The sequence below is a fragment of the Chromatium okenii genome (genome assembly GCF_002958735.1).
GTDB lineage: Bacteria > Pseudomonadota > Gammaproteobacteria > Chromatiales > Chromatiaceae > Chromatium > Chromatium okenii_A.
Genome location: NZ_PPGH01000032.1, coordinates 1 through 13689, shown reverse-complemented (window position 1 = coordinate 13689; position 13689 = coordinate 1). Strand labels below are relative to the sequence as shown.

Here is a 13689-nt window from a genome sequence, read left to right as displayed (position 1 = left end):
TTTATAGTGGCTTGCGCCGCGTGTATGGTTTAGAGCACACCATCGCTAATTTACCGACGTGTTACTTTCACGATGTATTGGATTTATTAGTGGAAGTGGAGCGCGTATCGCGGCGCTTTCAAGGCGTAATCTTGGATTCAGAAAAACGCTTCTTTACTCGCGTGTTGCGTCCAATGCTGCCATTCGATGAACGCGAATGGTTGCGCCAACTGGATCAAGAAATGGCGCAATTAGAACAGCAGCATGACCGCACTTTACAACTGCTTGCACAGTATGGGAATTCAGGTGATTGCGGAAAGCGGCGAAACTGAAAAAGCATTCCAAGTCCAAGTATCAACAAATGCTTGGGCTTGCGCCTGATCCTCTTTACCGATGTTATTATGGAACCGCTGATCTATTTAATGTTCTCCACGTTGCCTTTTTAAAAGCATATTTTTATAGAGGGGATATTAAATAAATAGTTTTTGCTTTAGTGATTCAAAATAGTCAACCTCTTTATTAGGTAAAATTAAGGTACTCTTATGCTGTGAACTCTATATTAGGCTTTTAACAGCGCCTTTTTTGCTATTAAGAGATTAGCCAGAGCAAACAAAGTTTGTAGTTGCGCAGTGTTTTTCGCAAGCCCTTTATAACGTACCTTACGGTGCATAAATAGATTTTTAATAATGTGAAATGGATGTTCAACACGCGCGCGTATTTGCGCCTTAATTTTTTCAATCTGTTGCGTGAGATTCTTCAACAAACCATCATCCATTTTTTCAACTTTAGAACGTTTTTCAGCGATATTCCAACTGACCACTTTTTCATTAAATTTGTTTTTAACTTTTTCGCGTTTATCTGCACCAGTGTAGCCAGCATCACCAAAAACTTTTTGTTCTTGACCATGTAAAATGTTTTCAACTTGAGTGACATCATGCTCATTTGCCGCCGTGCCAACCACGGTATGCACTAACCCAGAACTAACGTCAACACCAATGTGTGCTTTCATTCCGAAATACCATTGATTTCCCTTGCGAGTAGAATGCATTTCTGGATCGCGTTCTTTTGCTTCGTTTTTTGTTGAAGAAGGGGCATTGATAATGGTCGCATCAACGATTGTCCCTTGATTTAACAACAATCCTTTCTCGCGTAACTGCGCATTGATTGTAGAAAAAATCACTGTAGTCAGTGCATGACGTTCGAGTAAATGGCGAAATTTCAACAGTGTTGTTGCATCTGGTACCGCTTCAACACTCAAATCAATACCTATGAATTGCAGTAATGATTGACTATCATAAATTGCATCTTCCAGTGCCTCATCAGCAAGATGATACCATTGCTGTACAAAGTACATCCTTAACATCCGCTCTAATCCTATTGGCGGACGACCACGCTTACCTTGACTATCAGGGTAGTAATAAGGTGTCAATGCTTTAACCAAAGTTGACCATGGAACAATTTTTTCCATATCATTGAGAAAACGTTCACGGCGCGTCGTTTTCTTTTTTGCTAAAAATTCTGATTGTGCAAAAGAAAATTGTTTCATGCTGGTATCATATTTACATTACGACTGATGCCTATTTTATCATTTAGATCGCAACGATGCTGGCTATTTAATCAGTGTTTCCTTATAAATCTGAAAATAATTGCGCTTAGAATTAACACAGATCAATCGTGTCATCTTTGAGCTTATTCCGCAGAATCCCTAAATTTTCGCCATAATACAGTTCATTCATGGTTCATTATTCCAGCAAGATAATTTAAGGAACCGCTAATTAAATGCCATTTTTGGCATCTTTCTCTACATAATTTTTTGATTTGCCTGACTGCGGTTTGGCAATCAAGGAATTATTCGGTGTTTCCTTAATTCGATCACAATGATGTTGGCGGAAGTGCGTTGGGTTTGCCAACAGCGGCAACCCAACTACGACTCGTCAACTTCTCACTTGCCGCCGTTTTGCCCAACCCAGCCCCCAAACCCCAGCCAACAGTAGTGCAATGCTGCTCGGTACCGGCACGCTGTTGAGTTACTCGGGGCGTTGACGCTGAAGATCAGGTTGTCGATTGCGAGGGCGTGGTCGAAACTTGCATCGTTATTTTCAACCCAACGAATCCACAGCGTACTTTCGGCAGTCCAGTCGAGCGAGACGCTGCCGCCACGTCCGGCGACGCGGCCCGCAACATTTCCATCGACGACCGCTGCCGTACTTGTTCCAACTAGGGATGTCCAATCGAAATTGCCGCCGGGCGCAGTCCAAGTGGACACACCAGCGAAGGTCGCGCCGATGCCGTACTGCAAAGCCATCGTTTGATTCGGATTGGTTCCACCGCCGTTGCGCCACTGTTCGCCATCGAAACTGAGGTCAAAGCCTGACAAGGCACTGCCGGTGGAGTTGGCGAAGGAGACAGCGATCCAACCGGAAACCGCGCCGGAACCAAGACCGCCGAGGGCGCGGTCGCGTTGGCTCCGAAGCTCTTGAAGCCACCGGTATTGCTGATGCCATTGTCGGCACTGTAGGTGGTGATCGCGGCACCAGTGGAATTAAACAGGTTCCAGCCAGCGAGCGTGGAATCGTTGATCCAGCCCAAGCCAGTGCCAGAGATCGGCAGGCCGTCGAAATTCTGAGAAGGTATAGGCGGAAGACGACACGACGAGTGCGGCGTGAGTCGGTAGCGAGACAAGCGCAAATAAGCGAGAGCCGCAAAACGGCGAGAGACGGCATTGGTTGCATGGATCATCGTGGTGGACAGCAGGCGGTTTTTATGTGCGGCAAGCAGTGTGCGTTTTCATCATCTTGATTCCTAAATTGAGACGCGATGCTGGAGCGTGGGAGCCAGAAAAAACCGCCGCGTTCGGAAAGAGGCGCGGCGGTTGCATCAAGCGTTCGCCCTATCCATCCACGTCAATTTGCTTACGCGGTGTGGGACTTGCGGCGGCGGGCAACACCCATACCGGTCAAGCCGAGGGTCAACAACGCGAGGGTGGCGGGTTCGGGAACTGCGCCGCTGCTGGCTATGTTATAGGTGAAATCGTCCATGACCCACGGATTAACTCCAGTTTGGTAAATTTTCAGCTGATCAATGCCGCTCCAGTTCAGCTCGATCCAAGTTGGACTACTGCTGTTAATCGCTTGATTACTATTTTGAAACAGTCCTTACACCGTCATTGAACCCTTCAAAGCGAATGGATGCGGTGGATCGAGATATAGTCCAGTAAGCACCCACAAAATTGAAAGTGTCAGTATTAGCCCACTGAATGTTGCTACCCATACTTGGCTGCCATATGCGGCTTTTGAACCTGATGCAGAGCCTGTAAGGTAGCCTACTCCAAAACTTTCATCAGCAAGATACGTATCGCCCCAGTTAAATCCGCTATATCCGGCGCTTAATGCATCACCAGCCCCAACAGTCGAGTCTTCAAACGTTACGACATTCGCCTGAACCATCGTGGTGGACAGCAGCAGGAAAGAGCAATCAGTGTACGTTTCATCATTTAATCCCAAAGTTGACAGAAAAAAATAACTTCAAAAACAAAGCGCGATGTTGTCGGGGTGACTGTGCGCCCAGACAAATTCCGCCCGCGCATGGTTGGCGGAGTTTCACGCGCTCGGGACGAAATGGTTTAAGCCTTGCGACGGCGGGAGATACCAGACCAGCCAAGCCGAGGGTCAACAACGCGAGAGTGGCGGGTTCAGGGACGGTCGGAGTCGGTGTCAGGTCGTAGTTATAGGTGATGGCGGCAGAGCCTTTGATGGAGCCGGAGAGGTTGGAAACAGTACTAGTGCCATATAGAAACGCGGAGTAGTTTCCTTGAGCACTTAGGGAGAAATCCGTCGTGCCGGTAACAACGGCGAGAATGCCTGAGTCCATATTGGTGAGATCAAAGTGGGACGAGTTGGAAACGGTGAACTGGGTGGTGCCGGTGAATCCTGGTCCACCACCCGTGGTAGTACCACCGCCCATCCCCATATAAGAAGTACTATTTACATACAGCACACTGCTGCCATTGGGACCGAATCCGCCTCCGCTGGGAAGGGTTGCAGAGGCTGCCACTATCAGATTCCACACGATATCGAACGAGGTCAGGGTTCCGAGGGCGGCGTCGAAAGGCGAAACAGTGCCGACAGGGAGCTGGCGAGCAGCAGAGGCGCAGTGTTGGTCGGTCCTCTGGAGATGTTGAATGTGACAGTATCCGTGATACTGGCGGCCATGACCGTCCCCAACCGCTCAGGGTGGTGAAGGACAGCAGGCAGGAAAAAGCAACTAGTGTACGTTTCATTTTCATCGTGATAACTCCCAAATTTGATAGTAAAGAATAGCCTCGAAAATCAGGCACATCCCAGCTAAATTCATGCCAAATATTTTTTTATTTAATAATTCAATGAATTATAAAATTGGATTGGTTTGGGTGAGACAAGATTGTAAAATTTTTCGACTTTTCAATGATGAAACGAGCGCAAAACTTCGACACAATTGGCTTGAAACCAGCTTTTTATCATGGCGCTACTAACGCAGCTTGACACCTAACTACTTGATTTTACTGAAATCCATTTTGTGCAGCGCACCATCGTGTTTTCATAAAAATCAATACTTTATGCCTTCAACGGCACAAGTCTAAAAAGGCATTTTCGCAGTGTAAAAATTATTGACACTCTGCGTAAACTATACTGACGGCAAAAAATAATTGGTAGTGATAATATCTGTAGGATAAAATTAAAATACCGCTATGTACTTCAGTTGGAGTTATTTTTATGCACTGTCCTAAATGTCACTCTCAATCTCTCGTCAAAAACGGTTTTAACGCTACCAATAAGCAAATGTACCGATGTAAAGACTGCGGACGACAATTTGTATTAAGCCCTGATAAAAGCATGATCTCTGATGAAAAGAAATCTTTGATTGACCGCTTGCTTTTAGAGCGGGTTTCTTTAGCTGCTATTACTCGAATTGTTGGCGTCTCAAAATTTTGGCTGCAACGCTATGTCAACAAAAAACACGAATCAATTCCACGTCACGTTGAAGTGAGTAAAAAGCGCCGGGGATGAATCACGATTGAGTGTGATGAAATGTAGTTATTTGTACATACAAAAATAAACAATGGCTTTGGTTGTCGATTGACACTTGCACACGTGACATTATTGGCGCGTATATTGTGGATAGCAGTGAGAAATCTGCACGTGGATTATGGGAATCTTTGCTTCTTATTTATCGCTAATGCGCAGTAAGTTATACCGATTTTTTGGCAGCTTATGGAATGATATTCCTATCAAAACGCTATCGTGCTGTTGGCAAAGAAAGTGGACGAACAAATCATATTGAAGCGATTGAACTGTGCGTTTCAGCAGCGCATCTCTCGATTTAGTGAGAAAAACTTTATCATTCCAAGCTCAAGTATCAACAAATGCTTGGGCTTGCGCCTGATCCTCTTTGCCGATGTTGTTATAAATCTGAAAATAATTGCGCTTAGAATTAACACAGATCAATCGTGTCATCTTTGAGCCTATTCCACAAAATCTAAATTGTCGCCATAATACAGTTCATTCATCACTCTCCATCTAATTCAATTCCCCCCTTTGAAAAAAGGGGGGCGAGGGGGATTTAAGGCCGCCCGTCGGTCACTGCTTCCTTGGGTGGACGCAACAAATCAGCGCGACTCACGCCGAGCGCAACCACTGACGCGCTGGCGACGTAAATCGTCGAATAGGTTCCGAACACCACGCCAATAATTAACGCCAATGAAAAACCATGCAGCGTTGGTCCGCCAAAGAAATACAGCGTCACCACCACTAAAAATACCGTTCCAGCGGTAATAATGGTTCGCGTCATGGTTTCATTCACCGATTGATCCATGATTTCAATGACCGTGCCGCGCCGCACTTTGCGGAAATTCTCTCGAATTCGATCAAAAACAACGACGGTATCATTCAGTGAATAACCGATGACGGTAAGCACTGCGGCCAATACGGTGAGATCAAAATCAATTTGAAATAGCGAGAATGCGCCGACCACAATCGTTGCATCGTGCATGGTCGCAATCACTGCGCCAACAGAAAAACGCCATTCAAACCGCAATGCGACATAAATCAGAATGCCAATGAGTGAAAATAGCACCGACAATCCGCTTTGATCCGCCAATTCTTTACCGACTTGCGGACCGACGAATTCAACTCGGCGCAACTCAACTTGATCCGGTGCGGCAGCATTTAAGGCATTAAATACTCGCTTGCTAAGTTCATGGTCGTTGGTATCACCCACGGGCGGAATGCGTAATAACACATCACGCGGTGTTCCGAATTGCTGCGCCATGACGTTTTCAAAACCGGCAGTGCTTAAAGCCTTGCGCACCTCGGCAAGATCAACTGCCGTTTTATAATTGACTTCCACGACTGTACCGCCGGTGAAATCCAAACCGAGATTTAATCCTTGAATCGCCAGTGACAGCAGGCTCGTGACAATGAGCACTGCAGAAAAGATCATCGCTTTCCGGCGCTGCGATAAAAAGTTGAATTGAGGAAGTTTAATTGCTCGCATAATGGGTTCTCTTAAACAGGCAGGGTTTTCAAACGTTTGCCGCCATACGCCAAATTGATTAAGGCGCGGCTACAATTAATTGCGGTGAACATGGAGCTGGCTAAACCAATAATGAGCGTGACCGCAAAACCTTTCACTGGACCCGTGCCAAAACTGAATAGGACAATTGCCGCAATTAACGTGGTGACGTGACCGTCAACAATCGTTGAAAAGGCTTTTTCAAAGCCGGCAGCAATACTGGCTTGCGGTGAATTACCGTTTTTGATTTCTTCGCGCATTCGCTCGAAAATCAACACGTTAGCATCAACTGACATGCCCAGCGTGAGCACCATTCCCGCAATGCCGGGCATGGTCAGCGTTGCGCCGAGCAGCCCCAGCACTGCTGCGATCATCACCAAATTGACGACCAGCGCGACGTTGGCGATCAAGCCGAATACGCGGTAATAAAAGCCCATAAACAGCACCACCGCGCCCATGCCAATCAGCACCGACAGGATGCCTTGGTCGATGTTGTCCTGTCCCAAACTGGGGCCGATGGTGCGCTCTTCGACGATCTGAATCGGGGCAGCCAATGCGCCCGAACGCAGCAGCAGCGCGGTATCGTGGGCTTCGGCGCTGCTCTCCAACCCAGTCGTTTGGAAGCGCGAGCCGAACGGTTCGCGGATGGTGGCGACGCTAATCACTTCCTCCACTTTGCGCGTGGTTTTGACCGGTTTACCGTCCACCATCGCCGTGGTGGTGCGATTTTCGATAAACACCACCGCCATCGGTTTGCCGACATTTTCGGTCGTCATATCGCGCATTCGCCGCGCACCCTGACCGTCGAGATTGACAAACACCGTTGGCGTACCGCTTTGATTATCAAAGCCGGATGACGCATCGGTGATTTGATCGCCGGTGACGATGACGCGGCGTTTGAGCAAAATCGGTTTGCCGTCGCGTTCGTAATAGAGCTTGCTGGCGACCGGAACCTTGCCCGCCACTGCATCCGCCACGCTGCCTTCGGTATCGACGAGGCGATATTCCAAAGTTGCCGTCGCGCCGAGAATTTCCTTCAACCGACCGGGGTCTTGTGCACCGGGCAACTGCACCACAATGCGCCGCTCGCCTTGACGGGCAATGCTCGGCTCGGCGATGCCCAACGCATTCACGCGATTGCGCAGCGTCGTAATGTTTTGTTCTAACGCGAAATCTTTAATCTGGCGCTGCGCGGTCGGCAACAAACTGAGCTGGGCAATAAAGCGGTCGCCGTCCTCACTGGTTTCGATCTGCATATCCTGCGTGTCGCGCTGCAACGCTTTCACGGCAGCGGCGCGAGATTCCGCATCGTCAAATTTGGCGATGATGTGATTGCTGTCGCGGGTCAGCGTCAGATAACGGATTTTCTTATCGCGCAATTGCGTCCGCATGTCGCCGAGATTGCGCTCCAGCGCCTGCTCCAACGCTGCATCCAAATCGACATCAATCACGACATGAATGCCGCCGCGCAGATCGAGACCGAGATTCATCGGCTTCAAACCCAGCGCTGGCATCCAGCCGGGCAAATCCGCTGACAACGTCAGCGCAGTGTGATAACGCGTTGATAACGTTTGCTCAATTGCCTCCTGTCCGCGCAATTGATCGCTGGCAGCAGCGAAACGAATCAGCACTTTGCCACCGTCGCGCAATTTGATTTCCTTGACGGGAATGCTGGCGTTATCCAACGCGGCGCGGATTTCGCCGACGCTGGCTTCGGTCACGGTCACACCGCGAGCGGCGGTAATTTCAATCGAGGGGTCTTGAGAATAAAGATTCGGCCACGCCAGCAGCAGACTGACCAAAATCACGCTTAAAATCAGCAGGTTCTTCCACAACGGGTATCGGTTCATCGGCAGTTCCAAGTTGCAAAAACGCGGGATCGCATAAGGCAAATAAACAAACAGCGCCGACATTGACAGATGGCGGCGCTGTTGAAACCACACGCGAGGAGGTTAAAGGTCTTTCAGTGTGCCTTTGGGCATCACGGATTCCACCGCAGAGCGCCGCACCTTGACCTGAATGCCTTCGGCAATTTCCACCAGTACAAAGTTGTCGCCAATTTCCGCGATGCGCCCAGCCATGCCGCCGACGGTGACGATTTCATCGTTTTTCGCCAGCGAATCCACCATCTTCTGATGTTCTTTTTGGCGTTTGGTCTGCGGACGAATCAGCAGGAAATAAAACACTACGGCAAACAGTACCAGCGGCAGCAGCGCCATGATGGAGCCGCCAGCGGAGGCAGCAGCGTCGCCGGTTTGGGCGATGGCATCGGAAATAAAAAAGCTCATGTTAAGTTCCTGATTAAAAGTGAAATCAACGGGATAGATTCGGTGGCAATTTATCGGGTCAGTCATGGGTAACGAACAACCCGCCAGCGAATGATTTGGAACCAGGTAAAACGCCGTTCGAGGCGGTTTTTACGCGGTTTTGGTCTTGTTTGTAAATGCCAAGCAGTACGTCAATCGTGCGTGAGATGTTGTCATCAATCGCTGCTTTTAAGTTTTTGCACGCTTAACGCGTGAAGTGTAAAAATACGACATGAATCCAGAAACCACCCTGAAAACGCTCAAAGTCCGCATCAAGGACAAACACGCTCCATTACTGCGCCAATGGGCGTTTGAGTGCAATCAAATCTGGAATGAAGCGAATGCCATCACGGCTGAATACTCATACATGCCTATTCCCGAAGTAGGTTGGATGCGGTTTAATTTTTCGGCGTTTGATTTAGCCAAAAGTCAGGCTATTTTCGCAAAATCACGCGGTTTCACGATTCATTCGCAAACAGTGCAGGAAGTGACCGAAGCACACGCTAAAGCGCGTAAGCAATTCAAAAAAGACAAGCTGCGCTGGCGAGTGTCTGGTGGTAGTCGCCGTGCATTGGGCTGGGTTCCGTTTAAGTCTGGCGCTGCAGTGTGGAAAAACGGTCAAGTTCGTTACAACAAGCACTTCTTCAAGGTCTGGGACAGCTACAGTTTATCGCAATTTGCGTTTCGATCTGGTTCATTTACCGAGGATTCGCGCGGGCGCTGGTATTTTAATGTCGTGGTGCAAGTACCCGTTATTGAAATGTCAGGTCGTGGTGAAATCGGTATTGATCTTGGTCTTAAAAAAGTAGCGACCTGCAGTAATGGCTTAAAGCTCGAATCAAAACAGTTTTATCGCAATGCTGAACAGCAACTTGGTATTGCCCAACGTGCTAATAAAAAGAAGCGCGTTAAAGCGATTCATGCCAAACTCAAAAACCGTCGAGCTAACCATTTACACTAATTCACCACTAAAATTGTGCGTGAGAATTCATTGATCGTTGTCGGCAACGTCAGTAGTTCCAAATTGGTAAAAACCAAGATGGCAAAGTCCGTTTTGGATGCCGGTTGGTTCATGCTGAAAACACAACTTGATGCGAAATCCAAAAGGTCAATGTATAGCATTCAATAAGTTAACAATTTTTAACATTGGTTACTAATCATTGATTAGACATGATCGCTACATCATGGTTATTATGTTTGCAACAACGTGTACCTTATGGCGAGAACCAAGCCCGCGTTGTTAATTTAAGCTCTTTAACAAGTTCGAGTATGCGGTTGCTAAGGAACCGCTGATCTATTTAATGTTCTCCACGTTGCCTTTTTAAAAGCATATTTTTATAGAGGGGATATTAAATAAATAGTTTTTGCTTTAGTGATTCAAAATAGTCAACCTCTTTATTAGGTAAAATTAAGGTACTCTTATGCTGTGAACTCTATATTAGGCTTTTAACAGCGCCTTTTTTGCTATTAAGAGATTAGCCAGAGCAAACAAAGTTTGTAGTTGCGCAGTGTTTTTCGCAAGCCCTTTATAACGTACCTTACGGTGCATAAATAGATTTTTAATAATGTGAAATGGATGTTCAACACGCGCGCGTATTTGCGCCTTAATTTTTTCAATCTGTTGCGTGAGATTCTTCAACAAACCATCATCCATTTTTTCAACTTTAGAACGTTTTTCAGCGATATTCCAACTGACCACTTTTTCATTAAATTTGTTTTTAACTTTTTCGCGTTTATCTGCACCAGTGTAGCCAGCATCACCAAAAACTTTTTGTTCTTGACCATGTAAAATGTTTTCAACTTGAGTGACATCATGCTCATTTGCCGCCGTGCCAACCACGGTATGCACTAACCCAGAACTAACGTCAACACCAATGTGTGCTTTCATTCCGAAATACCATTGATTTCCCTTGCGAGTAGAATGCATTTCTGGATCGCGTTCTTTTGCTTCGTTTTTTGTTGAAGAAGGGGCATTGATAATGGTCGCATCAACGATTGTCCCTTGATTTAACAACAATCCTTTCTCGCGTAACTGCGCATTGATTGTAGAAAAAATCACTGTAGTCAGTGCATGACGTTCGAGTAAATGGCGAAATTTCAACAGTGTTGTTGCATCTGGTACCGCTTCAACACTCAAATCAATACCTATGAATTGCAGTAATGATTGACTATCATAAATTGCATCTTCCAGTGCCTCATCAGCAAGATGATACCATTGCTGTACAAAGTACATCCTTAACATCCGCTCTAATCCTATTGGCGGACGACCACGCTTACCTTGACTATCAGGGTAGTAATAAGGTGTCAATGCTTTAACCAAAGTTGACCATGGAACAATTTTTTCCATATCATTGAGAAAACGTTCACGGCGCGTCGTTTTCTTTTTTGCTAAAAATTCTGATTGTGCAAAAGAAAATTGTTTCATGCTGGTATCATATTTACATTACGACTGATGCCTATTTTATCATTTAGATCGCAACGATGCTGGCTATTTAATCAGTGTTTCCCTAACACGAGTTGTTAGCGTAAAACTTGAAACGCATCTAAGAGTTGGAGCACGAAGTGTTTATTTCGTGCCTTGGTAGATACACCCGACAACGCCGGTCACGGATTAAGTTGTCGCAGTTAACGAAAGTTAAGAAAAATGTATCGGAAGATACTGCGCTGGTGCTTCTCGCTGACCGAATAGCTCGACCGCGAGAAGCTAAGAATAATCAGCAGGATTGACCAGTGATGCCGGAGCTGGCAGCACTGAGCAGGTAAATGTAGCGGTCGGTGATGGTCGCCGGTTCGGGATGCGTGTGCGGGTCTTCGCCGGGATACAGGTGGGCGCGTAACGCAGTGCGGACGATACCGGGATCGAAGCTGTTGACGCGAATGTGACCGCCAGCGCGGGTTTCATCGGCGAGCACCTGCATTAAGCCTTCAATGCCGAATTTGGCAGCGGCGAACGCGCCCCAATAGGCTTGACCGCGTCGTCCCACGCGGTCAGCAGTGAACACGATGGATGCCGCAGTGGACGCTCGCAGCAGCGGCAAACAGGCTTGGGTCAATAAAAACGGCGCAGTTAAATTGATGCGAATCACGCGTTCCCACTCGGTCGCGTCGTAATCGTCAATGCGGCTGAGATAGGGCGCGAACGCCGCGCAGTGCGCCAGCCCATCTAAACGCCCGAAAGTGTCGCCGATGATGTTCGCCGCAGCGATGAAATCGACTTCGGTTGCCGTTTCCAAATTCAGCGGCAACATTGCTGGCTCTGGTGCGCCAGCAGCGACGATAGCGTCATAAACCGCTTCCAAATCATCCGCTTTGAATGCAGACAGAATCACGGTTGCGCCAGCATGGGCGCAGGCCAGCGCCACCGCTTGCCCAATCCCTTCGGTTGCGCCAGTGACGAGAATAATCCGCTCCGCCAGCGGCAGTGAATTTTGCTCCATCATCTTGTTTCTCAGGCGGTTTCGCGGACGCAGGCGACCAGATAATTGACATCAAGCTGGCGCGGACTGAGGCGATAAGTGCGGGTTAATGGGTTGTAAGTCATACCGATCAAATCGAGCGTGCGCAGCGGCGTTTTGCGAATCCAACTGTCCAATTCGGATGGGCGAATGAACCGCGCATAATCGTGCGTTCCTTTCGGCAAGAGACCGAGCAGATATTCCGCGCCGACAATCGCAAACAGAAAGGATTTGGGATTGCGATTCAGCGTCGAAAAAAACACTTTGCCGCCGGGACGCACCAGCCGCGCACAGGCTTCGACCACTGACGCCGGATTCGGACGTGTTCCAGCATTTCCATACAGGTCACGACATCGAAACTGCCCGGCTGCTCGGCAGCCAGCGCCTCGGTGTGATTTGCCGATATTCCACTTCAACGCCACTTTCCAACGTGTGCAATTCCGCCACCCGCAGCGGCATCGCGCCCATGTCGATGCCAATCACTTGCGCTCCGCGTAACGCCATGCTTTCCGACAAAATTCCGCCGCCGCAACCGACATCAAGCACCCGTTTGTCGGCTAATCCGCCTGCGGTGCGGTCGATGTATTCCAAACGCAGCGGATTGATTCGTGCAGCGGTTTGAACTCGCTGTTTGGGTCCCACCAGCGGGCGCGAGTTCTTCAAATTTGCTGATTTCCACTGGATCAACGTTGTGTGCAGTGTGGGTCATGAGTATTTAACCTGTTGGGATTGAAAGAAGTTTTCAGTTTCAGTAAAAAAGTACGGTTGTGCTCACTGACAACTTAGTTGGCAATCGCCAGCCGAGCTAAGACATTCGCAAATGCGGTTTGATAGTCCTCATTGCCACGACTGCGCGGTGCGTAATAACGAATCGGACGACCAGCAGCAAAGGCTTCCGCCAGCTTGATGTCAGTGCGAATGCCACCGAGCAACCGTGCCAGCCCAAATTGTCCAACCACCTGCTCCTGCACCCGGCGATGTTGAATGATGCGCGAGTCGAGCTGCACCGGCAGCAATCCCAGTAACCGCAATTCGGCATTGGTCGTCATCGCAATCCGAAAAAATAGCCGCGCCAGCTGGCGCACTCCTTCGCCAGACAGAGGATGCGGCACAAATGGAATCAATGCCCACTGCGCAGCAGTCAACGCATTGCGCAGCAGCCGATCCAATGACGGCGGCGAATCAATCACAATTCGTGCATAACTGCTGGTAATGGTGGAATCCGTCAAAGCGCGGGCGAGGATGTGATCGTCATTCGGTGCGTTGTCGTGCTGAAACTCCGGGTCCGCTGGCACGAGATCGAGCAGTTCCCACGCAGTGCGCACAATCGCCGCCGTCAGTGGCAGCGTCGCGCCAGCAGCAGTAAATAAATGATGCGCAGTGAGCTGGCTGGCGCTGGT

General features: G+C 48.4%; 13 protein-coding genes and 2 pseudogenes. 4 read left to right on the top strand and 11 right to left on the bottom strand.

Annotation, left to right across the window (positions count from 1 at the left end; all coding sequences use genetic code 11):
* The coding region (locus tag CXB77_RS19610; protein ID WP_172452561.1) for a hypothetical protein at positions 1 to 311 on the top strand (311 nt) is incomplete at its 5' end.
* 227 nt (positions 312 to 538) lie between these two features.
* Here CXB77_RS19610 and CXB77_RS05955 read toward each other — a convergent pair.
* Positions 539 to 1525, bottom strand: coding sequence for an IS5 family transposase (locus tag CXB77_RS05955; RefSeq protein WP_105073169.1), 987 nt, complete (start codon positions 1523 to 1525; stop codon positions 539 to 541).
* A gap of 388 nt (positions 1526 to 1913) precedes the next feature.
* Complete coding sequence (locus tag CXB77_RS24515) at positions 1914 to 1997, bottom strand: PEP-CTERM sorting domain-containing protein (RefSeq protein ID WP_105073175.1); 84 nt, start codon at positions 1995 to 1997, stop codon at positions 1914 to 1916.
* Positions 1998 to 2744: 747 nt separating this feature from the next.
* On the opposite strand from CXB77_RS24515, the gene CXB77_RS21330 reads away from it, so the two are divergent.
* Positions 2745 to 3149 (top strand): hypothetical protein, encoded by a 405-nt coding sequence (locus tag CXB77_RS21330; RefSeq protein ID WP_242445487.1) that lies wholly within the window; start codon positions 2745 to 2747, stop codon positions 3147 to 3149.
* On the opposite strand, the gene CXB77_RS05935 is transcribed toward CXB77_RS21330, so the two are convergent.
* Together CXB77_RS05935 and CXB77_RS05930 are read right to left on the bottom strand one after the other, a co-directional pair.
* Positions 3135 to 3482: a hypothetical protein gene (locus CXB77_RS05935; protein ID WP_146108729.1), complete on the bottom strand. Its 348-nt coding sequence runs from the start codon at positions 3480 to 3482 to the stop codon at positions 3135 to 3137. The two genes, CXB77_RS21330 and CXB77_RS05935, sit on opposite strands and share 15 nt — an antisense overlap.
* Positions 3469 to 4032, bottom strand: coding sequence for a PEP-CTERM sorting domain-containing protein (locus tag CXB77_RS05930; RefSeq protein ID WP_197711018.1), 564 nt, complete (start codon positions 4030 to 4032; stop codon positions 3469 to 3471). Before CXB77_RS05930 ends, CXB77_RS05935 begins: the two co-directional genes overlap by 14 nt.
* Positions 4033 to 4730: 698 nt before the next feature.
* Between CXB77_RS05930 and CXB77_RS05925 the strand changes: the two are divergent.
* Positions 4731 to 5400, top strand: a pseudogene (locus CXB77_RS05925) (IS1 family transposase).
* Positions 5401 to 5577: 177 nt separating this feature from the next.
* Here CXB77_RS05925 and secF read toward each other — a convergent pair.
* The 3 genes from secF to yajC all read right to left on the bottom strand — a co-directional run bounded on the left by secF (position 5578) and on the right by yajC (position 8816).
* Positions 5578 to 6510, bottom strand: coding sequence for a protein translocase subunit SecF (gene secF / locus CXB77_RS05915; protein ID WP_105073171.1), 933 nt, complete (start codon positions 6508 to 6510; stop codon positions 5578 to 5580).
* An 11-nt stretch (positions 6511 to 6521) separates the two neighbouring features.
* Positions 6522 to 8378 carry a protein translocase subunit SecD gene (gene secD / locus CXB77_RS05910; RefSeq protein ID WP_105073178.1) on the bottom strand — a complete coding sequence of 619 codons (1857 nt, stop codon included), beginning with the start codon at positions 8376 to 8378 and terminating at the stop codon, positions 6522 to 6524.
* A gap of 102 nt (positions 8379 to 8480) precedes the next feature.
* Positions 8481 to 8816, bottom strand: coding sequence for a preprotein translocase subunit YajC (yajC, locus tag CXB77_RS05905; RefSeq protein ID WP_105073170.1), 336 nt, complete (start codon positions 8814 to 8816; stop codon positions 8481 to 8483).
* 250 nt (positions 8817 to 9066) lie between these two features.
* On the opposite strand from yajC, the gene CXB77_RS05900 reads away from it, so the two are divergent.
* The gene (locus CXB77_RS05900; protein WP_197711017.1) at positions 9067 to 9795 is read left to right on the top strand and encodes a transposase; all 729 of its coding nucleotides are present in this window, start codon (positions 9067 to 9069) and stop codon (positions 9793 to 9795) included.
* Positions 9796 to 10272: 477 nt separating this feature from the next.
* Here CXB77_RS05900 and CXB77_RS05895 read toward each other — a convergent pair whose 3' ends face one another.
* The 4 genes and pseudogenes from CXB77_RS05895 to CXB77_RS05880 form a co-directional block, all read right to left on the bottom strand.
* Positions 10273 to 11259: an IS5 family transposase gene (locus CXB77_RS05895; protein WP_105073169.1), complete on the bottom strand. Its 987-nt coding sequence runs from the start codon at positions 11257 to 11259 to the stop codon at positions 10273 to 10275.
* A 289-nt stretch (positions 11260 to 11548) separates the two neighbouring features.
* The gene (locus tag CXB77_RS05890; RefSeq protein WP_105073177.1) at positions 11549 to 12271 is read right to left on the bottom strand and encodes an SDR family NAD(P)-dependent oxidoreductase; all 723 of its coding nucleotides are present in this window, start codon (positions 12269 to 12271) and stop codon (positions 11549 to 11551) included.
* A gap of 11 nt (positions 12272 to 12282) precedes the next feature.
* Positions 12283 to 12998, bottom strand: a pseudogene (gene ubiG / locus CXB77_RS05885) (bifunctional 2-polyprenyl-6-hydroxyphenol methylase/3-demethylubiquinol 3-O-methyltransferase UbiG).
* Positions 12999 to 13071: 73 nt separating this feature from the next.
* Positions 13072 to 13689, bottom strand: a 618-nt coding sequence (locus tag CXB77_RS05880; RefSeq protein WP_105073168.1) for a ParA family protein, incomplete at its 5' end; no start/stop codon positions are given.

Bases quoted from the DNA above. Each gene is read 5' to 3' on its own strand.
- CXB77_RS05955 (WP_105073169.1), bottom strand. From the start codon at position 1,525: ATGAAACAATTTTCTTTTGCACAATCAGAATTTTTAGCAAAAAAGAAA.
- secF (WP_105073171.1), bottom strand. From the start codon at position 6,510: ATGCGAGCAATTAAACTTCCTCAATTCAACTTTTTATCGCAGCGCCGG.
- secD (WP_105073178.1), bottom strand. From the start codon at position 8,378: ATGAACCGATACCCGTTGTGGAAGAACCTGCTGATTTTAAGCGTGATT.
- yajC (WP_105073170.1), bottom strand. From the start codon at position 8,816: ATGAGCTTTTTTATTTCCGATGCCATCGCCCAAACCGGCGACGCTGCT.
- CXB77_RS05900 (WP_197711017.1), top strand. From the start codon at position 9,067: ATGAATCCAGAAACCACCCTGAAAACGCTCAAAGTCCGCATCAAGGAC.
- CXB77_RS05895 (WP_105073169.1), bottom strand. From the start codon at position 11,259: ATGAAACAATTTTCTTTTGCACAATCAGAATTTTTAGCAAAAAAGAAA.
- CXB77_RS05890 (WP_105073177.1), bottom strand. From the start codon at position 12,271: ATGGAGCAAAATTCACTGCCGCTGGCGGAGCGGATTATTCTCGTCACT.